The organism is Mesorhizobium sp. P2_B11, from assembly GCF_056404855.1.
Genome location: NZ_JBFUDF010000009.1, coordinates 128460 through 149368, shown reverse-complemented (window position 1 = coordinate 149368; position 20909 = coordinate 128460). Strand labels below are relative to the sequence as shown.

Annotated in this window: 25 protein-coding genes and 1 tRNA gene; 13 read left to right on the top strand and 13 right to left on the bottom strand. The window is 63.9% G+C overall.

Going from position 1 to position 20909, the window contains the following annotated elements:
* Positions 1–58: 58 nt before the first annotated feature.
* Together AC1DYJ_RS27590 and AC1DYJ_RS27585 are read left to right on the top strand one after the other, a co-directional pair.
* Positions 59–421, top strand: a complete 363-nt coding sequence (locus AC1DYJ_RS27590) for a hypothetical protein (protein ID WP_477282908.1) — start codon at positions 59–61, stop codon at positions 419–421.
* A gap of 129 nt (positions 422–550) precedes the next feature.
* Positions 551–1036 carry a hypothetical protein gene (locus AC1DYJ_RS27585; RefSeq protein ID WP_477282906.1) on the top strand — a complete coding sequence of 162 codons (486 nt, stop codon included), beginning with the start codon at positions 551–553 and terminating at the stop codon, positions 1034–1036.
* A 26-nt stretch (positions 1037–1062) separates the two neighbouring features.
* On the opposite strand, the gene AC1DYJ_RS27580 is transcribed toward AC1DYJ_RS27585, so the two are convergent.
* Genes AC1DYJ_RS27580 through AC1DYJ_RS27560 form a run of 5 tightly spaced genes read right to left on the bottom strand, consistent with a single transcriptional unit; the run spans position 1063 to position 3439 of the window.
* Positions 1063–1368: an urease subunit beta gene (locus tag AC1DYJ_RS27580; RefSeq protein ID WP_477282904.1), complete on the bottom strand. Its 306-nt coding sequence runs from the start codon at positions 1366–1368 to the stop codon at positions 1063–1065.
* 8 nt (positions 1369–1376) lie between these two features.
* On the bottom strand, positions 1377–1970 hold the full coding sequence (locus AC1DYJ_RS27575) for a HupE/UreJ family protein (RefSeq protein ID WP_477282902.1): 594 nt from the start codon (positions 1968–1970) through the stop codon (positions 1377–1379).
* A gap of 28 nt (positions 1971–1998) precedes the next feature.
* On the bottom strand, positions 1999–2253 hold the full coding sequence (locus tag AC1DYJ_RS27570) for a DUF1272 domain-containing protein (RefSeq protein WP_477282900.1): 255 nt from the start codon (positions 2251–2253) through the stop codon (positions 1999–2001).
* Positions 2254–2263: 10 nt separating this feature from the next.
* Complete coding sequence (locus tag AC1DYJ_RS27565) at positions 2264–2566, bottom strand: urease subunit gamma (protein ID WP_023671228.1); 303 nt, start codon at positions 2564–2566, stop codon at positions 2264–2266.
* A 30-nt stretch (positions 2567–2596) separates the two neighbouring features.
* Positions 2597–3439: an urease accessory protein UreD gene (locus AC1DYJ_RS27560; RefSeq protein ID WP_477282898.1), complete on the bottom strand. Its 843-nt coding sequence runs from the start codon at positions 3437–3439 to the stop codon at positions 2597–2599.
* A 214-nt stretch (positions 3440–3653) separates the two neighbouring features.
* On the opposite strand from AC1DYJ_RS27560, the gene AC1DYJ_RS27555 reads away from it, so the two are divergent.
* The 3 genes from AC1DYJ_RS27555 to AC1DYJ_RS27545 all read left to right on the top strand — a co-directional run bounded on the left by AC1DYJ_RS27555 (position 3654) and on the right by AC1DYJ_RS27545 (position 5965).
* The gene (locus AC1DYJ_RS27555; RefSeq protein ID WP_023671226.1) at positions 3654–3908 is read left to right on the top strand and encodes an acyl carrier protein; all 255 of its coding nucleotides are present in this window, start codon (positions 3654–3656) and stop codon (positions 3906–3908) included.
* Positions 3909–5117 (top strand): beta-ketoacyl-[acyl-carrier-protein] synthase family protein, encoded by a 1209-nt coding sequence (locus tag AC1DYJ_RS27550; protein ID WP_477282896.1) that lies wholly within the window; start codon positions 3909–3911, stop codon positions 5115–5117.
* Positions 5118–5260: 143 nt separating this feature from the next.
* Positions 5261–5965: a glutathione S-transferase family protein gene (locus AC1DYJ_RS27545; RefSeq protein WP_477282894.1), complete on the top strand. Its 705-nt coding sequence runs from the start codon at positions 5261–5263 to the stop codon at positions 5963–5965.
* Between the two features lie 31 nt (positions 5966–5996).
* Here the strand turns inward: AC1DYJ_RS27545 and AC1DYJ_RS27540 are convergent, their stop codons facing one another.
* The 4 genes from AC1DYJ_RS27540 to AC1DYJ_RS27525 all read right to left on the bottom strand — a co-directional run bounded on the left by AC1DYJ_RS27540 (position 5997) and on the right by AC1DYJ_RS27525 (position 10370).
* Positions 5997–6347: a hypothetical protein gene (locus AC1DYJ_RS27540; protein WP_477282892.1), complete on the bottom strand. Its 351-nt coding sequence runs from the start codon at positions 6345–6347 to the stop codon at positions 5997–5999.
* Between the two features lie 85 nt (positions 6348–6432).
* Positions 6433–7053, bottom strand: coding sequence for a nucleoside triphosphate hydrolase (locus tag AC1DYJ_RS27535; RefSeq protein WP_477282890.1), 621 nt, complete (start codon positions 7051–7053; stop codon positions 6433–6435).
* 181 nt (positions 7054–7234) lie between these two features.
* On the bottom strand, positions 7235–8314 hold the full coding sequence (locus AC1DYJ_RS27530; protein ID WP_477282888.1) for a hypothetical protein: 1080 nt from the start codon (positions 8312–8314) through the stop codon (positions 7235–7237).
* Positions 8315–8558: 244 nt separating this feature from the next.
* Entirely contained in the window at positions 8559–10370 is a 1812-nt protein-coding gene (locus AC1DYJ_RS27525) for a methyl-accepting chemotaxis protein (RefSeq protein ID WP_477282886.1), read from the bottom strand.
* A gap of 411 nt (positions 10371–10781) precedes the next feature.
* Here AC1DYJ_RS27525 and AC1DYJ_RS27520 point away from each other — a divergent pair, with 411 nt between their 5' ends.
* Complete coding sequence (locus tag AC1DYJ_RS27520; RefSeq protein WP_477282884.1) at positions 10782–11732, top strand: D-alanyl-D-alanine carboxypeptidase family protein; 951 nt, start codon at positions 10782–10784, stop codon at positions 11730–11732.
* Positions 11733–12033: 301 nt separating this feature from the next.
* Here AC1DYJ_RS27520 and AC1DYJ_RS27515 read toward each other — a convergent pair whose 3' ends face one another.
* Positions 12034–12483, bottom strand: a complete 450-nt coding sequence (locus AC1DYJ_RS27515; RefSeq protein WP_477282882.1) for a universal stress protein — start codon at positions 12481–12483, stop codon at positions 12034–12036.
* 279 nt (positions 12484–12762) lie between these two features.
* On the opposite strand from AC1DYJ_RS27515, the gene AC1DYJ_RS27510 reads away from it, so the two are divergent.
* Positions 12763–13677: a DUF1003 domain-containing protein gene (locus AC1DYJ_RS27510; RefSeq protein WP_477282881.1), complete on the top strand. Its 915-nt coding sequence runs from the start codon at positions 12763–12765 to the stop codon at positions 13675–13677.
* Between the two features lie 355 nt (positions 13678–14032).
* Positions 14033–14109, top strand: a tRNA-Arg gene (locus tag AC1DYJ_RS27505).
* Here AC1DYJ_RS27505 and AC1DYJ_RS27500 read toward each other — a convergent pair.
* Positions 14080–14403 carry a winged helix-turn-helix domain-containing protein gene (locus tag AC1DYJ_RS27500; protein ID WP_477282879.1) on the bottom strand — a complete coding sequence of 108 codons (324 nt, stop codon included), beginning with the start codon at positions 14401–14403 and terminating at the stop codon, positions 14080–14082. The two genes, AC1DYJ_RS27505 and AC1DYJ_RS27500, sit on opposite strands and share 30 nt — an antisense overlap.
* Positions 14404–14584: 181 nt before the next feature.
* Here AC1DYJ_RS27500 and AC1DYJ_RS27495 point away from each other — a divergent pair, with 181 nt between their 5' ends.
* Positions 14585–14902, top strand: a complete 318-nt coding sequence (locus AC1DYJ_RS27495) for an antibiotic biosynthesis monooxygenase (RefSeq protein WP_477282877.1) — start codon at positions 14585–14587, stop codon at positions 14900–14902.
* A gap of 401 nt (positions 14903–15303) precedes the next feature.
* Positions 15304–15882, top strand: a complete 579-nt coding sequence (locus tag AC1DYJ_RS27490) for a hypothetical protein (RefSeq protein WP_477282875.1) — start codon at positions 15304–15306, stop codon at positions 15880–15882.
* 105 nt (positions 15883–15987) lie between these two features.
* Here AC1DYJ_RS27490 and AC1DYJ_RS27485 read toward each other — a convergent pair whose 3' ends face one another.
* On the bottom strand, positions 15988–16692 hold the full coding sequence (locus tag AC1DYJ_RS27485) for a haloacid dehalogenase type II (RefSeq protein WP_477282873.1): 705 nt from the start codon (positions 16690–16692) through the stop codon (positions 15988–15990).
* A gap of 88 nt (positions 16693–16780) precedes the next feature.
* Between AC1DYJ_RS27485 and AC1DYJ_RS27480 the strand changes: the two genes are divergently transcribed.
* Both AC1DYJ_RS27480 and AC1DYJ_RS27475 read left to right on the top strand, forming a co-directional pair.
* Positions 16781–17698, top strand: coding sequence for a LysR substrate-binding domain-containing protein (locus AC1DYJ_RS27480; protein WP_477283319.1), 918 nt, complete (start codon positions 16781–16783; stop codon positions 17696–17698).
* A 145-nt stretch (positions 17699–17843) separates the two neighbouring features.
* On the top strand, positions 17844–18143 hold the full coding sequence (locus AC1DYJ_RS27475) for a protamine-2 (modular protein) (protein ID WP_477282871.1): 300 nt from the start codon (positions 17844–17846) through the stop codon (positions 18141–18143).
* A 59-nt stretch (positions 18144–18202) separates the two neighbouring features.
* On the opposite strand, the gene AC1DYJ_RS27470 is transcribed toward AC1DYJ_RS27475, so the two are convergent.
* Positions 18203–19312: a LacI family DNA-binding transcriptional regulator gene (locus tag AC1DYJ_RS27470; protein WP_477282869.1), complete on the bottom strand. Its 1110-nt coding sequence runs from the start codon at positions 19310–19312 to the stop codon at positions 18203–18205.
* Positions 19313–19898: 586 nt separating this feature from the next.
* Between AC1DYJ_RS27470 and AC1DYJ_RS27465 the strand changes: the two genes are divergently transcribed.
* The gene (locus AC1DYJ_RS27465) at positions 19899–20861 is read left to right on the top strand and encodes a sugar-binding protein (protein WP_477282867.1); all 963 of its coding nucleotides are present in this window, start codon (positions 19899–19901) and stop codon (positions 20859–20861) included.
* Positions 20862–20909: the final 48 nt, after the last annotated feature.

The following is a 20909-nucleotide window of genomic DNA, read 5'->3' as shown; positions in this document are numbered from 1 at the left end:
TGCCACCCCGAACCGACCGTTTGCCAAATCCCTGGCCAAATCGATGGAAGGAAAATCCATGCGCAAAATCATTGCTCTTGCAGCCGCCGCCACGCTGGCCTCCGCGACCATAGCCGGCGCCCAGCAGCAGCCGACGCCGCAACCGAAGCCCGCTGCGCCCAGCGCCCAGCCGGCGGCGCCGGCGATCCAGAGCGTCAAGATCGTCGATATCAGCGAATTGCCTGAGGCCACCCAGACGCAGGTCAACCAGGTGATCGCCAAGCGCGGCGATGCCGATCTGAAGAAACTGCGTTCCTCGATCGACGCGACGCCTCAGCTCAAGTCGGCGCTTGAGGCCAAGGGCCTGACCTCGGCACAGGTGGTCGCCGCCAGCATGAACACGAATGGCGCGCTGACGCTGGTCACCAAGAAGGCGAGCTGAAGACAGCGATCGGCGGGCCGGCATCCGGCCCGCCAGCCCTATCCCAGAGGGAACCTTCGCCGGACAGGAGTCGTCTCGTCCCTTTGGCGCCGAACGGCGTTGCGCAGAAAAGTTCGCCGGGAGCGATCCATGCCGACCATTCCCTTTGCCGACGCCAGGTGGCTGCATACCATAGCGACTTGCGTGTTCCTCGCGGCCTGTGGCCCGCTTGCCGCGCAGGCCGCTGAAAGCCAGGAGACCGTCAACCGGATCGTCGGCTCCGACGTTCGGCAGGAAGAGGCGCGCACGACGACGCAGACCGGAAAGCTCATCGCCGCGATCGAGCGGACGCGTGAAAACATCGGCACCGTGCGCAAGACATCCAGGCTCGACACGGTGGATATCGTCTTCCTCACCGACGCTGCGCGCAGCGAAGGCGGCCCGCCGCCGGCCGTCGAGAGCAAGGTCAGGCAGCATAAGGACGACATCGCCGAATTGCGCAAGGAGATCGACGCCAACGCGCTGCTGTTCAATGCGATCGATTCCAGGCGCGTGCTGGCGCAAGACGTTCTCGCCGTCGAATTCGACGGCCCTGCAGGAATCGTCATTTATGCAGCGGCCAGGCCGTCGAACTGACCTTAGGGCGCTCGACCCCGTCGATTTCACAGTCTGCCCATGATTTTCTGCTGGAAACCGTAGACCTCGCGTTTTCCGCCGAGCGGCACCAGGGTGACATCGCGCTCTTGCCCCGGCTCGAAGCGCATCGCGGTGCCGGCGGCGATGTCGAGACGCATGCCGCGGGCTTTGTCGCGGTCGAATTTCAGCCCCTCATTGGTTTCGAAGAAATGGTAGTGGCTGCCGACCTGGATCGGCCGGTCGCCGCTGTTGGCGACTTTCAGCGTCACGGTCGGCAGGCCCTTGTTGAGCTCGATGTCGCCGCTTGTGGTGATGATTTCGCCGGGGATCATCGCGAGCCTCACAGAACGCCGAAGACCAGGCCGACGCCGACCGCAGCACAGGCCGCACCGGCGGCGCGGGCAAGGCCGCGAAAGCGCAGGCCGAGACCGAGGCCGGCGGCGATGCCAACGGCATGAAGAAGCGCCGTGGCGACGGCAAAGCCCGCCATGTACTCAAGCCCGCTGGCATTTTCCGGCACTTCGGTGCCGTGGGCATGGCCATGGAACAGCGCGAACAGCCCGATGATGGCGACACCGGTGGAGACCGGCAGGTCGACGGCCAGCGCCACCAGCAGGCCGAGTGCGACGACGGAGGCCAAAATGCCCGGTTCGACGAAAGGCAAGGGCATATGCAGCATGCCGAGCGCGCCGCCGACCAGCATGACGCCGACAAAGGCCAGCGGCCAGGCCCAGATCGCCTTGCCGCCCTTGAGCGCAGCCCACAGGCCGACGGCGATCATGACCGTCATGTGGTCGAGCCCGGACAGCGGATGTGAAAAGCCCGCCGTGAAGGACGAGGTCGAGCCGATGCCGACATGGGCATAGGCGGGCATGGCGGCCGCCAGCAGCAGGATCGCGGCAAGCATGGTGCGTTTGGTTGAAGCGGAGATCATCGGTCTACCTTCCAATTCAGGACAACAATCACGCGGCCTTGCGGGGGCCGCAGCCTTCGGCCTTGAGCACGCGTTTGGTCGAGGCCGGATATTTCATCAGCTTCTCCACCGGGCGGATCGGTCGGGCGGAAAAATTGCCGCCGCAGTTCGGGCAGACGCCGCCCAGCACGTTTTCCGCGCAGTCGGCGCAAAACGTGCATTCGAAAGTGCAGATCAGCGCATCCGTCGCTTCCGGCGGCAGGTCCTTGTCACAACATTCGCAGTTGGGCCTGAGTTCGAGCATCGTTTCCTCCTCACCTGATCGGTTCGTGCACGGTGACCAGCTTGGTGCCGTCGGGAAAGGTCGCCTCGACCTGGACGTCATGGATCATCTCGGCGATGCCTTCCATCACCTGCGCGCGGGTGATGACATGGGCGCCGGCCTCCATCAGTTCGGCGACCGGGCGGCCGTCGCGGGCGCCCTCGACGACGAAATCCGTGATCAGCGCGATCGCTTCGGGGTGATTGAGCTTGACGCCGCGTTCCAGCCGCTTGCGGGCCACGATCGCCGCCATTGCGATGAGCAGCTTGTCCTTTTCACGCGGCGTAAGGTTCATGCGCTTTCCTGGATTTGGCCTGGATTTGGTTCAGAGTGACCATAATTTGGGCAGACCGGCCCGCCCGTTGAGCAGTTCGACGAGCGGAACCAGCCGCTTGCGGAGCTGGTAGCCGTCCTCGGCAAACAGCCTCGCAAGAAGCTTGCCAGATTGTTTCACGCTCCAGGCGCTGGCATCGCCCTCGGCGCCGATGATGTCGCGGGCCGGCTCGAGCAAGGCTTCGGCCTGCGGTGAAACCATCAACAGCGTCGCCACGGCAATGGCACCGCCGGCGACCGCCTGGCGACCCAGCGCTGCGGCAATGGCCGGTCCGATGCGGAAATCCTCGGCATGAATGAGCGCGCCGTCCCGGCGGACCCGCCAGCGGTCGTGGAAATGGCCGTGCGCGGCCTGTTCGCCCATGGCCAGACGGCCAAAGACGGTGGCCTCGAGCAGCAATGCCTCGGCGCCAGCGGCAAGCTCGACGTCGAGCGTGCGGGCAAAGGCCGAGCGGTCGAAGACGATGGTTTCCTGCGGCAACCAGGCAATACGGCCATCCGCGCCGACCTTAAGCTTTACCCGCACTTCGGCACGGTCGCTTTCGGCGCGATAGATCTTTTCGCAGGCCTGGGTGGTGATCGAAGCCGAGGCAGCTGGCCCGACATCGATCTCCCAGCCAAGCCGATCACCGCCAGTCAGCCCGCCCGCGGTGTTGATGAGCACGGCTTCGAGCGGATCGGCCGCGACGGCCGGCATGCGGATCTTGGCCGATCCATCCTGATAGAGGCGCGAAAGCCTGGTGCGGCCGGCACTGACGCCGCATGCAAGCCGAGCCACACCCGCGACGCGCTGGGCCGGCAGCACCGGGGTCAAGCCATGTTGCAACGTATCCATGGCCCCAACGTTAAGCACTCCGGCTGCTTTGTCGATATGGTGCGTGTTGATATAGCTTGTTGCTTGACAGCGTTTCCGTTTCTATAGAGGGAGCCTCTTTGGAACGGTCATGCCGCGTCTGGCGGGGTTTTGAAGGCGACGGCGATTTTCAGTCCAGGCAACACGGCGCCAACCAATCGGCACCGCGAAATGATAAAATTGGGGAAGGAATCGAATGGCTGACGAGCTGGCAACGGAAATCATCGCCAAGATCAGGGCACATGCGGAGCCCGGCGGCGAAGAGATCACCACCAATACGGAATTGACCGCGCTTGGCATCCATTCCCTGGAACTGACCGAGATCATCTTCGATCTCGAGGAGCAGTACGGCATCGAGATCGAGATGAACACGGTCGATGCCTGGAGCAATCTGAAGAATGTCGGCGACATGGTCGAGGCTGTTCGCGCGCTGATCGCGAAGAAAGCCTGAATGCACAAGCGCGTCGTCATTACCGGCATAGGCGGCATATGCGGGCTTGGCACCAATGCGCCTGCGATCTGGAACGAAATGCGCGCCGGACGTTCGGCGATCGGCCAGATCGACAACCCGCTGCTGCATGATCTGAAGGTCAAGGTCGGCTGCGAGATCAAGGCGATGCCGGAGCATGGCATCGGCCACAAGCAGACCGTGTCGATGGACCGCTTCAGCCTGCTGGCAACGATTGCCGCGCGCGAGGCCATGCAGCATGCCGGCCTGACGTCGAGCGAAGCCACCACCTACCGGATGGGCACGGTGGTCGGCGTCGGTGTCTGCGGCTGGGAAGCGATCGAGGAAAACTATCGCGCCATCCTGATCGACGGCAAGAACCGGGCCGGCATCTTCACCGTGCCGAAAGTGATGCCAAGCGCGGCATCGGGCCACGTCAGCATGAATCTCGGCCTGCGCGGGCCTGTTTTCGGCGTCACCTCGGCCTGCTCGTCGTCCAATCACGCTTTTGCCTCGGCGGTCGACCAGATCAGGCTCGGCCGTGCCGACGTCATGGTCGCCGGCGGCACCGATGCACCGCTGGTCTGGGGCATTCTGAAAGGCTGGGAGGCGCTGCGGGTGCTGGCGCCGGACACTTGCCGGCCGTTCTCAGCCGACCGCCAGGGCCTGTCGCTGGGCGAAGGCGCTGGAATGGCGGTGCTGGAAACCTACGAACACGCCATGGCGCGCGGCGCCGACATCCTGGCCGAAATCGCCGGAGCCGGCCTATCCGCTGACGCCTCCGACATCGTCGCACCGACTGTCGAAGGACCGACGGCGGCGATGCGCGCCTGCCTGGCCGACGCCGGGCTCAACCCCGAGGACGTCGACTATCTCAACGCCCACGGCACCGGCACGAAGGCCAACGACCAGATCGAGACGGCGGCGATCAAGCGCGTGTTTGGCGACCACGCCTACAAGCTTTCGGTGTCGTCAACCAAATCCATGCATGCCCACTGCCTCGGCGCCTCGGGCGGCCTGGAGATGATCGCCTGCGTGATGGCGATCCGCGAAGGCATCGTGCCGCCGACGGCCAATTTCCGGCAGGCCGACCCCGATTGCGATCTCGACGTCACGCCGAACGTGGCGCGCGAACGCAAGGTGCGGGCGGCGATCAGCAACGGCTTTGCCTTTGGCGGCACCAATGCCGTGGTGGCGTTCAAGGCGGTCTGACAACAAGCGGCAGGCACAGGCCCCGCGCTGGTGAAGACGCTGTGTCCACCGCCCGCCGGTTGATCGGCAAAGACGTCGCGGATAATCCTTCGCAACCCGCCAAACGGCGCGATGCCGCGCCAAATTCCCGACCGGAGCTTTCGATGACCGACCTGTCCGCCTTTCCGATCACCAAGCGCTGGCCGGCCAAGCATCCCGACCGCTTGCAGCTCTATTCGGCGACGACGCCGAACGGCGTGAAAATATCGATTGCGCTGGAAGAACTCGGCCTGCCCTACGAGGCGCATCTGGTCGAGATCGGCAAGGACCAGAGCTGGACGCCGGAATTCCTGTCGCTGAACCCGAACGGCAAGATACCGGCCATCATCGATCCCGACGGCCCGGGCGGCAAGCCGTTCGGCCTGTTCGAATCCGGCGCCATCCTGCTCTACCTCACCGACAAGACTGGCAAGCTGATCCCGGCCGATCCGGCGCGGCGCTACGAGACCATTCAGTGGGTGTTCTTTCAGATGGCCTCGATCGGACCGATCTTCGGACAGGTCGGGTTTTTCAACAAATTCGCCGGACGCGAGATCGCCGACAAGCGGCCGCTGGATCGCTACCGCAACGAATCGCGGCGGCTGATCGGCGTGCTCGAGACAAGGCTGAAGGGCCGCAGCTGGATCATGGACGACGATTTTACCATCGCCGACATTTCGATGCTGGGCTGGGTGCGCAATCTGATCGGCTTCTACGAGGCGCGCGAACTCGTCGGCTTCGACGATTTCCCCACCGTCGCGGCGTGGCTGGAACGCGGCCTGGCGCGGCCAGCGGTGCAGCGCGGCCTCACCATTCCCGCGAAGGGCTGACGGTCAAAGCCGCTTGAAAGCGGCCTTGATCCTATTTTGCCTTGGCTTTGGCCTTGGAGCCGCCCTTGCCCATCACGGACGCGGCAAGTGATGCAGCGCCCCTTGCGGTGGCGACCACCGCGCCGGCGGCTACGTTGGCTACATTGCGCATGGTGCCTACCGAGCTGCCGCCGGTTGCCGGCTTCTTGGCCTTGGCAGGCTTTGCCGCCACCTTGGCCGCTACGGCCGGCACCACCTTCTTCGGCGCTGCCTTGCCGAAAGCCGGCTTTGCATCCTTGGAGCGCGCCGCGATTGCCGGGCCGGCGCCTGCCTTTGCCTGGGTGGCCTTGGCGGGCGTTGCCCTGGATTTGGCGGCTGCGGGTTTTCTTGCTTTGGTTGCCATCGGACGAAATCCCTCTGTGGCAGAATTGCCTCGTTGGGGATAACGACCTGAAAGTCTTAAGGTTCCCGTTCGGAAATCCTGAGAATTAAGCGGGATCGCCCACAACCAGGTCGGCGGCGCGCCGACGGCCCAGCACGCGGTCGATGTTGGGCATGTCGTTGGAGGCGATCCAGGCGCGGGCGTCTTCGTCGGAGCGGCCATGCTCGTGCCAGCGCACCAAAAGGCGGCGCTCGAGTTCGGCGCGCGGCACATCGACAAAGATGGTGAAGTCGAACAAAGGCGCCAGCCGCGACCACGGCTCCTCGTCGAGCAGGAGGTAGTTGCCCTCGACTAGGATAAACTTGGTCTCGGCGGCAACGATGGACGCGGCTGCGCGCGACAATTCCATGCTGCGGTCGAAGACCGGAATGGCGATGTCGGGTTCGCCCGAACGGATGCGCTTCAACAGCGTCTCAAACCCGGCGAAGTCGAAGGTTTCGGGAGCGCCTTTTCTTGGCCGCAAACCGCGCTGGTTGAGCACGATGTCGTCATAGTGAAACCCGTCCATCGGCACGACTTCCGAGGCACCTTCCGGCAACAGACCATGCAGGCCGGCCGACAGCGTCGATTTGCCGGCGCCGGGCGGGCCGGCAATGGCGACGATAAAGCGCTTCGCCTTGCCGGCGCGCTTGAAGATGGTTGCGGCGAGGTGGGCGATTTCGGACATGAGAGCCTTTTTGGCAGCGGGATGGTTTCGGCTGCATCTTGGCGGCTGTTGGCGGAAATTTCAAACCGGGATTTGCACGGCATAGGGGGACGGCTAATTGCAGAGGTCAGCGCCGCCCCTCATTGCCCTGCCGGGCATTTCTCCCCGTAAACGGGGAGAAAGAGGCTCTTGCAACCGCTGCTCAGATGCGCAGGAAATCGCTGTCGAAGGCGACGTCGCGGGTCGAGCCGTCGGCTCCAGTGACGCGCAACTGCCCATCGGCCGTCGCGATATCGCGCGGCGGCTCGGCGCCTGCCTGCGACAGCGCGCCGATGACATGGCGGAAGGAGACGTCGCCGCCGAGCGCAAAGGCGGTCGCCACCCCTTCGCGCTTCAGCCAGTTGTCGCCGACCGATGCGGCATGGCCGACGGCGGCGCGGCCGTCCTCGATGCCGAGCACGCCGCGATGACGGCCGCTCCACGGCGCGTAGTCGCGGCCACCATTGCTGAACCACAGCATGGTGACCGGCAATTCACTAGGGTTCTTCAACACCAGCACCAGATCCTGCTCGGCACGGCGCGCCAGCGCCGTCCAGCCCGGGCCGCCATGATCGGCCTCGACCATGGTGATGAAATCCTCGCGCTGATCCTCCATGCGATAGTCGGTGAGATCGAGCGTGCCGCCGCCGGTGGCCGGGAAGCGCGTCAGATCGGCCGAGCGCGCGGGATAGGCAAGCTTGAAGCGGCCGCGGGCCGGATCGGGCTCCAGCGGCGTGTCCAGCGTTGCGGCAAAGCGTTTCGGCGAAAAAGCCAGCCGGCCGCCGTCGCGCATAGCCGTCATCGGATGGTGGGCGGCGGACACCGCGCCCGAGCCGCCGGAAAAGACATGCTCCTGGTAGAGGAAGGGGTGGCCATCGCGCAGGGTGAAGATCTTGTCGACCGTGGCGCCCATGACCGTGCGGCGCAACCGGAAGACGGCGCGCCAGCCATCGGATGTCGCTTCGCTGGCAACGACATCCCAGCCGCTGTTGGCCGGCCAGCCATGCAAGGGTGCTGCCTCGATATCGCTCGCCGAAAACGGCGCGCAGAGGAAATCGCCCGACAGCCGCACGGTGCCTTCAGGCAGGTCCGGCGGCAGCGTTTCGCCGGCATCGACCCATGGCGCGCGGTGCAGCGGCTTCAGCTGGCGGCCATCGCTGTCGACGGTCATGTCGGCGATATGCCCGACGGTAAGGTCGAGCGTGACCGAGATGCCTTTTGCCTTGATCGTGACCGTATCCATCCATGCACCCGCTGATTCTGATGGCAGCGAACAAACCCGCTCCGCGCCGGATGCGCAAGCACAGCTTCCGGCATTTTGCATCAGACCAGTTCCACCCTCCCCCATGTGGGGAGGGTCGGCGAACGTTCGTAGCGAAGCGGAGATCGCTCGACGGGGTGGGGGCAGGCAAAAGCATGAGTCTCAAAGACCCCCACCCCGGTCCACTGCGTGGACCGACCCTCCCCACAAGGGGGAGGGTAACCCCCTACTGCCGCTTGTACTCGCGCACCGGCGACTTGGTGCCGTCGGTGTAGGTGACCTGCACCGCCATCGACGTCACGCTGTCGGCGACCTTGAAGTAAGGCTGGTAGTCATAAGGGATGGCGTAAGGGTCCTTCTTGTCGCAAGGCGGCAGCTTGATCTCCTTGTCGAGCGCGGTGCCGTTCAGGCTGTAGCGCACCTCCTTGATGCCGCAACGGTACGACAGCATCTGGGAGAAATAGACCAGGCCGTGATTGCCGCTGGCGTCGAAGGCGATCCACGAGGTCCAGAACTGGTCGAGGATCTGCTTGTTGCCCTGCTGGAGCGCGGCTTCCGGATCGAAGCTTATGTTGAACGGTCCGGTCTCGCGGCCCCTGAGATCGAGATATTTTACCCCGATGATGGTGGCCGTGGTGCTGTCGGGCAATTCGAAGCTCGGATTGGGCATCGGCTTGCCGGTGCGCTGGTCGTTCATTGCCATCAGCCCGGTGTCGGTGAACGGACCGGATTCACCCAGGCGCCAGGAAATGCCGGTCGCCGCCTCGGGCAGCGAGATGGAGATCGTCCAGCCGGCATTGGAGCGCATCGGCGTCAGCGACGGGGCAAAGCGCGCGGGGTCCAGCACGTCGCCTAGCGCTGTCAGCCGGGTACGGCTGCGGTCGAGCCAGTCGGCAAGCTGCGTCTGGTCGACGAAATATTTGAGCAGGCCGCCATCCTTTTCGTAGGAGGCGAATTTGGTCAGCGCCTCGGCCTCGCTGCGCTTGTCCGACAGTGACTGGACACCGAGACGGTCCTCGGAAAACTCCTGCGCGAGCAGATAATAGGCTGGTGCGAAATCCGGATTGGCCACGATGAAGGCGTTGAGCTTGTCGAGACGCTGGGCATCGTCGAACTGCAGGATATGGACCAGCTTGATCGACAGCGCCTTGCCCTTGTCGGCAAGCTGGCCGAACACTTCGCGCGCACCCGCCTTGCCGTCCTGCACACGCAGCAAGGTGGCAAAGCGTGTGTAGGGATCGACGGCATCGACGTCGAAGCCGGCAAAGGCGAGATACGATCGGCGCGCATTCAGCATATCGCCGGACAGTTCGTAGACACGGGCATTGTGGTAGAATTCGTCCGGCCGCTTCGGCTCGGCGATCGCCCCGCCCTGCGCGGCCAGTGCGGCAAAGCCCTTGGCGATGGTGTCGATGGAGGCGGCGATCTGCTCGGTGGTCGCCTGCAGCTTTTCGGCCTGTTCTGCCTGTTTCTGCTGGCCGGCGGCGAGCGTTTCCGTGGTCTGCTTGACCTGATCGACGGTCTTTTGCGTCTGCGCGCCCTGTTCGGTCTGCTGCTGCTGGTTCGACGCGATCTCCTCGGTCTTCTTCGCCACAGCGTCGGTCGACTGCTTGACCTGGTCGACCGTCTGCTGCGTTTGCGTGACCGTCTGCTCGATCCTGGCCACGCTGGCCGAGACGATGCCCAGTTGCTGCTGCAGCTGCGCGATGGCCGGCACCAGACCGGCGATCACGCCGTTTTGCGAATTGGTCTGCTGCTGCAGGCCATAGACGCCGCCGGCAACGGCGGCAGCGCTGGTGGCGAAGATCAGCGCCGGCAGCGCCTTGGCGGCGAGCACCAGCCTGAGAACAATGGCGATGGCGATGATGACAGCGGCAACCGAAGCGACCAGCGCGACGTAGGCGGCGAACGGCGCCAGCGGATTGAGAATGTCGGAGGCAGCTCCGCCAATGAAAGCGACGCTGCCGGCCCATTTGCCGGTGCGGCTGAGCGAAGCCCTGATAAGAGATGGCGCAGCCGCGCCGATGTCACCGGTCATTGTCAAATCCCCCACGCAATTGCCCGCAGCTATAGCAGCAGCGTAGCCCCGCAAGCAAAACAGGACAGGAAACGGGCGATTTCGGGGCGGGCGGTGGTTTGCGCACGGCACAAGGCCCCCTCATCCGGCCGCTTCGCGGCCACCTTCTCCCCGAGGGGAGAAGAGGCGGGCACTATCGTCGGCTCCCTCCTCTCCCCTCGGGGAGAGGTCGGATTGCCCCGAATTGCCCTTCGCAATTCGGTTGGCAATCCGGGTGAGGGGCCTTTGGCCTGTGGCGTTTCCCAGCTTCGCCGTTAACCAAATGGACGAAGGCAATGGGTTAGGCTAGGTTCCGGCCCTCTCAGCAACGCCGGACTTGCCTTGCCCGATTTCCATTTGCCCGTTCTCCTCCAGAGATTCGTCGCAGCCTTCATGCTGCTCGTCTTCGTTGCCGGCTGCAGCACCACGGCACCGCCCGACAGCGTGCTGGCGGTGCCGGCGCCGCAGGAAAAGTATGCCGCCATCGTCGTCGATGCCAGCGGCAAGACGCTGTTCGAGGTCAGTTCGACGGCGCAGCGCTATCCGGCGTCGCTGACCAAGATGATGACGCTCTATCTGCTGTTCGAGGCGCTGGAGACCGGCCGCGTCTCCAAGGAAACGCAGATCCCGGTTTCCGACAATGCGGCAAGGCAGCCGCCGACCAAGCTGCGCTTCAGGCGCGGCGAGAGCATCGATGTCGATTCGGCGATCCGGGCGATCGTGGTCAAATCGGCCAATGACGTAGCGGTGGCGGTGGGCGAATACCTCGGTGGCTCGGAAGACCAGTTCGCCGCCATGATGACATCCAAGGCGCGCCAGATCGGCATGACCAGCACCGTCTTCCGCAACGCATCCGGCCTGCCCGACAACGGCCAGCACACGACGGCGCGCGACATGGCGACGCTTGGCATGGCGCTGCGCGCGCGGTTCCCGCAGCAGTTCCACTATTTCTCCGAAAGCGACTTCATGTTCCGCGGACGGCTGGTGCGCGGCCACAACGATATGCTCGGTCGGGTGCGCGGCGTCGACGGCATCAAGACCGGCTACATCAAGGCCTCCGGCTTCAACATCGTGACGTCCTACAATGCCGACGGCCGCCGGCTGATCGTGGTGGTGATGGGCGCCGACAGCGCCCGCCAGCGCAACGACCATGTCGAAGCGCTGATCCAGCGCAGCCTTTCGCCGACGATGGCCGATACCAAGACTCGGCTGATGTTTGCAGGCGACCAGCCGGCCGCGTCGCCGCTTCCGGTCCTGCCGCCACCAGGTTCGTCGCTTCCAGGCTTGCCGCCACCCGGTTTGCCGGCGCCAGAGTCGCAGTTGCCTGGTTTGCCGCCGCAGTAGCGCGTTGCAAGGACTGCGCCTGCACAGCGTCGCTGCAGCAGGGCGAAGGCTCATAGTGCTTCGTCATCCTAGGGCGGAGCAAGGAGCGAAGCGACGCGCGCAGACCCTAGGATCCATGCCGCGAGCTATGAGCGATGCTACCGTGCAAACCTAGCGTTGAAACGCCGGCGCTGACGTCGTCATTTCTGCTCCGCCGCATTTTTCGGCAGATGTAACGGCATGGATCCTAGGGTCTACGCGCCGCTTCGCGTCGCTCCGCCCTAGGATGACGAAGTTACGGGGGCCTCGCCCTACTTTGCCTCTACCGCACCACCAGCACCGGGATCTCCGTCAGCGACACGACTTCCGAGGTCTGGCTGCCGAGCACCAGCCTGCCCAGTCCGCGGCGGCCGTGCGAGGCCATGACGATGAGGTCGCAGGCCTCGGCGCGGGAGACCTCGAGGATGGCCTCTGCCGGCGTCCTGTTCTCGATGTGCAAAGTCTTTGCCTGAATGCCGAGCGCGTCGGCCGCAGCCTTGCATTTGTCCAGGACCTCGCGGCCATATTTGCGGGCGTTTTCCTCGTAATTGACCAGCTCTTCGGCGGCGACATAGCCGCCTATTGCCCCGCCCCAGGCCAATGCCGGAAAGGATTCCGAGACGTTGACGAAGGTGACAGCGGAGCCAAGGCCCTTGGCCAGTGCGAGGCCGTGAGCGACGCCCTTGGCGGCGAGTTCCGAACCGTCGGTGGCGATCAGGATATGTTTGTACATGGCGACAACCCCTGTTGTGGGGCGATCCAGTGCCCCTGGCGGCAACCTGACCCTAGCGCTTTCATGCAACATCGTCAGGACTGATCTGGATATGAGCGCACGGGCCGGCGCGCCACAGGGCCATGATGAGCCCAGCCACCGATGACCATGGCGCCAGCCGGCACGCGTGACTACCCTCCCATCATCACAAGCGCTTGCACAAGCCGCAAATCTCACCGCAACAGTGGCTATGCCGCGCCGGCTTGGCGTATCGTGGGCGCGACAGCAGGAGCCGGCACCATGAGCACCGTCCCAAAACCTTCCGAACAGGCCGCCAACGAGAACGACAGCGGCAGCGAGTATTTCGAGGCGCCGCCCGCCGACGAAGCCGAGCTGGTCGCCGACGAGGCGCTCGAAGCGCCCGACGTGCCGGACTCCGAACCGACCGTTCATGGCCGCCTGAAGCCGAAGCGGAAACCGTCGGCGATATCGGGGCGCAAATTCCGCAAGCGCGACCTGGTGCGCATCGACGACCTCAGGCCGAGCCTTGCCGACCGCATCCGCTCCGACCATCCCGACCTGCCGCGCGGCGCCCGCATCAGCCGCGAGGAGCTCGGCCGCTACCGCATGCGCTACATGGAGGAGTTGCTGCAGCAGGAGCATGGCGAATTCTCCGAACTCGACCGCCAGGTGGTCGAATCGATCGCCAGGCAGGACACGATTTCGGAAAACTCGGAAGAGGAGTTCGAGGAGCACCGGTCGTTCGCCGACCGCGTCTCCGACAATATGGCGGCCTTCGGCGGCAGCTGGTGGTTCCTGATCTCGTTCGCCAGCGTGCTTTTGGTGTGGATCGGCATCAACCTGCTCGAGGGCTTGCAGAGCGCCTTCGACCCCTACCCCTTCATCCTGCTCAACCTGCTGCTCTCCTGCATCGCCGCCATCCAGGCGCCGATCATCATGATGAGCCAGAGACGGCAGGAGTCCAAGGACCGCCTGCGCTCCTTCAACGACTACCGGGTGAACCTGAAAGCCGAACTGGAAGTGCGCCACCTGCACGAAAAGCTCGACTACCTGATCTCGCGCCAATGGACGCGGCTGGCCGAAATGCAGCAGATGCAGCTGGATGCCATGCATGAGCTGACGGGCGCGAAGAAGACGAAGCGGACGGTGCGCAGTGTCAGGAAGCGGGCGGTGAAGGGTGGGGTTGCGGGGTGAGGCCCGCGTAGCGGACCAAAAGCCAACCTGGCTTTTCGAGTGGCGAACGCGCCGGTCTGCAAGGCGGAGAGCCAGCGAGCCGGCTGACGATCCGTTGTCCGGTGAGGCAATTGCGCTATCATTCTGGACATGGTGCCGATTTGCGCCAGCGACCCGCCGACGAGGCGGGTTTTTCGTTTTCGGGCTTGCGGGCCTTCGGGCCTCTCGAAACCATCGGTTGGATCCTGACAGGACTGGAACCTGTGACCTTTGGCTGAAGAGGCAGTCCAATTGCCCGTTGAAGCCCGGCGCGGCTTCCGCTAAGAAGCCGTGGCTGGCCGGCCTATCGGCTGGTTCGTTTTCAGGTTCCCTGAAGGCACCCGTAGCTCAGCTGGATAGAGCGCTGCCCTCCGAAGGCAGAGGTCACAGGTTCGAATCCTGTCGGGTGCGCCAACATATCAAATACTTATGGCCATCTTGCTTCGTAGCTCGAGCGCTTGGGCAAGCTAGGGATAAGCACTGCCTTTTCATCTTACCTAAAGGCGGCACCGGTGGACTCAGTTTATCTGTAAGATATCCCTTGTCTTTGAGCGCTCTACGCGCCCACTGCACTCGATTGTTCCATAAGGGTGTGGAGTTATCGGCTCGTTGTGTCCGCCGCTGCATAGGAGTCAATCCAAACTGCTCTGCAAGCGGGGTATAGACGTCACATGGGCGAATGGGGCCACGTTTGGCGAGGAATAACATTAGTGCAGTTTCGATTTCATCTTAGCGCGGGAGTTCGAGTCCCTGCCGTTCCATGGTATTGTGTTCCTATCGTATCAGAGCGAGGCATCACAGTCGTCAGTTTTACAACTACTTTCGACTCCATGTTTACCTTCTGGCCACCACCTTACCAGATTCTTGATTTCTTTCAGAGGAGAACACCATGACAGCGTTCAACAGCGTCCGCTTCCGAATCAAGCCGGGTCATGAGGATGAGTTTATCGAACTGTTCCGCAGCGCCCCGCGCAATTTCGAGGGGTTGCGGAGTATAGCCCTCATCAAGTCTGGAGATGGCGCCTTCTTTTCGATTGGAGAGTGGGAGACTTTCCAGCACATGGTCGATGCTCGGGCTAAGATGACAGGAAATCTTGATCGGTTTCGCCACACGTTGCTTGAGCATTTGGATGGCGGGCACACTGATGCTGTTTCCGGTGAGGCGGTCTTCGAGATGAGCGTCAGAAGCGGCGATAGGTCGGCATAGTCGTCTCCTCTCAATTGCTCTGTCAAAGGCCCATGGAGTTGCACCATCGCGTGCGAAGCTACGCGGACCAAGGCGTATCCTGCGGGTGCACCGACGATTTCCGCACAATGAATCCAGGATAACCGAGTGACCTCGGTTTTCGGCGCTGACCGGACACGAGCGACGTGCTGTCCAATGGGCTCCGCGCTTACAAACCGCGCCAGTTCCTCCGACAATATCGAAATCCTCGATTTTTCACACCAATCCTCAAATATCTATCCTAACAACCATAAGCAACCATAACAACGATTTCCAATACTACCTATTCTTGCAGAAACTAAAAACGCTACTCTCCCGTAATCATATTGGTAACGGATGCTGTTCAACCTGCATCCAGGCAACCAACACGGGGGATCGTTCTGATGGGTTTCTTTGAAAGTTTCACCAAAATCTTGGCTGGCAGCGCTGTTGCCGCTGCTTTGTGCTTTCCGGCTAGCGCGGGCGGGATCAATGTGGGCGTCGGCGGGGTAGGCGTCTCGGTCGGCGGCAGTGGCGGCGGGCTTGGCGTCGGCGTCTCGGTCGGCGGCAGCAAGGGCGTCAATGCCGGCGCAACGGTCGGCGGCGCCAGCGGCGTCACCGCCGGTGTCGGCGCAACAGTTGGCGGCACCAGTGGCGTTGCCGCCGGCGTCGGTGCATCGGTCGGCAATGGCGTCAACGCAGGCGTCGGCGCATCGGTAGGCAGCGGTGTCGGGGTCGGCGCCGGGGTTGGCGTGGGCAGTGGGGTGACGGCCGTGGTCGGCATCGGCATTGGCGGGGGACCAACCAGCCCGCGCGATCCCTACACGCCGGCAATCCCGACGCGACCGGAGGTGACGGCCATCAACGCCATGTCGGCTGGCCAGCTCGCCAAGATGAAGAAGCGCTGCGCCAGTGTGCTCAGCGGCCAGGGCACCTACGATCGCGACCTGAAGCAGCTCTGCCTGCTGTTGGCGCGGCGCTGAGACTGTCTCATCGGCCGTGAGGCCAAGGCGGTTCACCGTTTTCGCGAGGACCGGTGGCGGCTTCCCAGCCTGCCGCTTCGCAGATGGCGGGCTTCGCGTGCGCGCCTACCGAAGCCAGCCTGCCGCTTCGAAAAAGCCTGATACCTCATCCAGCCCGCGGGCGATGGCGTCCGGCTGGTAGTCGGGCGGCGGGCGGCGGCCGGTGCCGCGGTCGACCCACAGGGCGCGGAAGTCGAGATCGCGCGCGGCGGTCAGGTCGAGATGCGGGCTGGCGCAGATGTGCACCAGCTGGTCCCTGGTCACGCCGAGGGTTCGCCAGGCATGTTCGAAGATCTGCCGCGACGGCTTGTAGGCCTGCGCCTGCTCGGCAGTGATGACCCTGTCGATGGCGCCGCCGAGCTGCGCGACATTGCCGGCGATGATGGCGTCATCGGTGTTGGAGATGATTGCCAGCCTGAAGCCGGCATCCTTTAGCCGGCGCAATGTCCTGACAACTTCCGGGAAAGGCGGCATCTTGCCGATCGAGGCGGTCAGCAGTTCCGCGTCGTCGGCCGCAGCTTCCAGCGAGAAATCGCGCATCGCCAGTTGCAAAGCCTTTGCGGTAACCTCGGCGAAGGACAAATGCGGCCTGGTGTGCTCGAGCGCGTGCTCGTGCCGGTCATAGACCGGGATGAAATCTTTCGCCTCGATCTTGCGGCCCTTGCGCGCGAGGATCGTTGCCATCGCCGCCATCAGGCCTTCGTCCCACTGGATCAGCGTGCCGTAGCAATCGAATGTCAGCCAGGTCGGGCGCGGCCCGTTCAATGCCATTTGAAGATACCTCAGGGGGAAGTTGGCTGGACACTGCCAGCGATTTCAGTCATTTGAAAATTAAATGTTGCGATAGGATCAAGTGGGAATTCGAATGGATCTGGATCTCGATCTGTTGCGCAGCTTCGTCGCGGTCGTCGAAACCGGCGGTTTTACGCGCGCGGCGGAGCGCGTTCACCTGACGCAATCGACCATCAGCCAGCAGATCAAGCGGCTGGAGGACAGCGTCGGCCACAGCCTGCTGGTGCGCGAGCGCTCTGCCGGCGGCGTGCAGCTCACCGAAGAGGGCGAAGTGCTGCTCGGCTATGCCAGGCGGCTGCTCTCGATCTCGGCGGAGGCGGAAGCGGCCCTGCGGCAGCCCGCGGCGCCAAAGACGGTGCGGCTCGGCGTGCCGGAAGATTTTGCCGGCCGGCGGCTGATCGACCTGCTGTCAGGGTTTTCGAAGGCCTCGCCGCATCTACGTCTCGACACTGTCAGCGGCTGGAGTTTCGAATTGCGGCGCCTGCTCGACAATGGCGAGATCGACCTGGCGCTGATCAAGCGCGAACCCGGCGACGCGCCCTGCCTGGGGCGCTGGGAGGAGAAGCTTGCCTGGGTGGCTGGCCCTTCCGGTGCGCTCGACGCCGATCCCGTGCCGCTGGCGATGTTTCCGCAAGGCTGCATCTACCGGCAAAGGGCGACGCGGGCGATCGAGGCGACGGGGCGGATGTGGCGCATCGCCTATACGAGCCAGGGGCTGATCGGCGTGCAGGCGGCTGTGGCGTCGGGGCTGGGCATCAGCCTGCTGCCGGTGGATGCGGTGCTGCCCGAGCACCGGCTGCTGAGCGCCGCCGACGGTTTTGCCGAACAGCCGCCATCCGAGCTGGCCCTGATCGCAACCTCGCAGCGGCTGGAGGCGCCGGCGCGCGAGCTGGCCGCGTTTCTGGTCGCAAGCATCGGCAGCATTCTGCATGGCTCGGTCGCCCAGCCGAAGGAAGCGCGGCGCCCGGTTGCGGCCTTGCGCTAGCCCGCTTCGGCTGGCTGCCGACCCGGGACGATCGGCTTCTGCCGGGCCCAAGAAACTGCCCCTCTGGCCTTTTCTCTCAGCCGCTCTATCTGGCTAATGTTAGCCTTATCCGCTGATGGAGGTTTTGATGGATCGGCGATCATTCTTGACAGCATTGTTCGGCGTTGCGGGGGCCGCGGCGCTTGCTACCACGGTTCGGCCTCTCGAGGCCGTGGCCGGGGTTCCCAATATCGGCAACGGCATTCTCGATGAACTCGACAAGCAGGATGCCAATTCTCTCGACGACGGCGAAGGCGCGGGCGATGTCGAGCAGATCTACCATCGGCGGTGGCATCGTCGCCACAGGCGGCGGGTGTGGAGACGGCATTGCCGCACCTTCTGGCGGCATGGCCGGCTGCGCCGGCGCTGCTATCGCAGGCGCTCCTATGTCATCTTGCGGTTCTAGCCTGCCCTGAGGCGCAAATACTGAACAGACCCATCCCGACTTGCTTCGGGATGGGTCCGTCAGGCTTGACTCGCCACCGCCGCAACCGAGTCCCGCTCTACCAGGGGGCATTCCAGCTTGGTGATGGGGTAGCGGCCGCGGCCGGGAGGCGGCGGCACTTCCAGCTGCTCGATCGCCCATTGGCCCATGGCCATATGCGGCAGGATCGATGTCGTCAGCGGCGGGAACAGATGCCGGGCAATCTCCTCATCGTCATAGCCGACGACGGAGATGTCCTGCGGTATGTGCAGGCCGGCCTCCTTCAACGCTTCGTAGCAGCCGATGGCCGTGCGGTCGTTCTGGCAGAAGATGGCGGTCGGGCGGTCTTTCAGCGCAAGAAGCTTGACGGTCGCGGCATAGCCCGCGCTTGCCGACCAGTCGCCTTCGACCACCAGGTCGGGATCGAACGGGATGTCGGCGGTGGCGAGCGCCCGGCGATAGCCTTTCAGCCGGTCTTGGGCTGCCTGCATCCACGGCTCGCCGGTGATGGTGGCGATGCGGCGGTGGCCATGGCCGATCAGATGCCGGGTCGAGCTCTGGCCGCCGGCGATCTCTGAGGGAACCACGGCCGGGAACGCATAGTCGGACGTGTAGCAGTTGAGCAGGATGACCGGGATATCGAGCCCGTACAGGAAGTCGGGCGCGGTAATCTCGCGGGTGAAGATGGTCATGTAGATCAGCGCCGAGATGCCGCGTTTGGTGAGGGCCGCAATGGCGCGCGGCTCCATGACGGCGTCGCCCATGGTCTGCGCCACCAGCAAGACATTGCCGGCATTCCAGGACGCCTGGCGCGCGCCCTCGATGGCCACCACGGCTTCCGGGCTGGTCGCGAGCTGGTCGACGGCGAAGCCGATGACGCCATCCAACCCTTCGAAAGCGGGCACCGGTTTGCGCAGCGCCGAGAAGGCGGGTGCGGTGTAGCCGAGCGAACGCGCGGCGTCGATCACCCGCTCACGCGTCTGCTGCGACAGCCTGATGCCGGGCGAGTTGTTGAGCACGAAGGAGACGGTCGCCTGCGAGCAGCCCGCCGCCCTGGCGATATCGGTCATGGTGACGCGACCGCCCTTGGCGCTTTTGGCCGGCGCCTTGCGCCGCCGCGCCGTGTCGTCCGGGTCCCTCGTCTCGCTCATGGCATTCGTGTCCCCAATCCACCGCCTGTCTAGCGGTAGCCTGTCAGGCCGACAAGATGGCTTGGCGCCATCTACTAATAGAGGTCGCCGGATTTGATTATGTTTATTACCAGCTTTGAATTGCCGCCGCTACGCCTCTCTGTTCTGGTCGAAACTCAACGGCTGCAAGGTATCCGCCCAAACGAAGCCAAAGCGGAGCACCTTCGGAAAGCGAACCCCGCCGCCTTGGCAGCGCCCTCGCGTAGAGCCTTTTACTAATACTGTTTACTAATACAAAGATGCGCTGTAACGTCAATCCGCCGCGACCGGTTCGGCTGGGACCTGCGCGGCGCGAAGTGCACGTGAATGGCCCGATGGCGAGCGGAGATTGCCTGCGCAAGCTCTGTCTCGAACAAGTGATATGTCAGACAAATCGGACTATTTACGAGCATGGGATGAGTCTCTAAAGTCCGTGATTGCGACTGGAACGACGCCATTCTTTCAGTGCCGGGAACCCTGAGGAGGAGGGCGTCCAAATCGCAAGCGGCAATTCAGTGAATGCAGGATCGGTTCAGTCCAACGACTGGGCCAAAACGGGAGGTTGAACATGAAATCCTTGATACGACACGCATCCGTAGCCACCGCAGCGCTGCTGCTTGGCCTGACAGCGACAGCCATTGCGCGCGCCGACGACAAGCCGACGCTGGCCTTCGTCGTCAACGGCGCGTCCGACTTCTGGAAGGCGGCGGAAGCCGGCGTCAAGAAGGCGCAGGGCGAACTGCCCGACTACAATCTCGAACTCAAATATCCCGAGCAGTCCTCGGTCGCCATCCAGCAACGGCTGATGGACGATCTGGTGACCGCCGGCGTCAAGGCCATCATGGTGTCCGCCGTCGATCCCAAGACCTCGACCGACGGTTTGAACAAGATCGCCTCTCAAACGGCGCTGTTCACCACCGACTCGGATGCCCCGCAGACCAAGCGCGTCGCCTATATCGGCTCGTCCAATGTCGATGCCGGCAAGCAGGCGGCCGAGATCGCCAAGAAGGCGATGCCGGACGGCGGCAAGTGCCTGGGCTTCGTCGGCCTGCTCGGCGCCGACAACGCCAAGGAACGCATCCAGGGTATGAAGGACGGCCTGGCCGGCACGAAGATCGAACTCGTCGACGTGCGCGGCGACGATATCGACCAGGCGCGGGCCAAGAAGAATGTCGAGGACGCGCTGGTCGCCAGCCCCGACATCACCTGCATGGTCGGCTTCTACTCCTACAACACGCCGCGCATCTATGAAGCGCTGCGCGATGCCGGCAAGCTCGGCTCGATCACCGTCGTCGGCTTCGACGACGATCCGATCACGCTGGGCGGCGTCAAGGAAGGCACCATTGCCGCCACCGTCGTGCAGCAGCCCTTCGAATGGGCCTATCAGGGCATGAAGCTGATGGCCGCTTATCTCAAGGGCGACAAGTCAGGCGTTCCGGCCGACGGGCTGATCATCATCCCGACCAAGATCATCGGCAAGGACGATGTCGACGCCTATGCGGCCAATCTGAAGGCGATGTCCGGAAACTGAGGCCACGAGCAGTTACGCCGGCTCAAGGTTCGCCTTGGGCCGGCGATC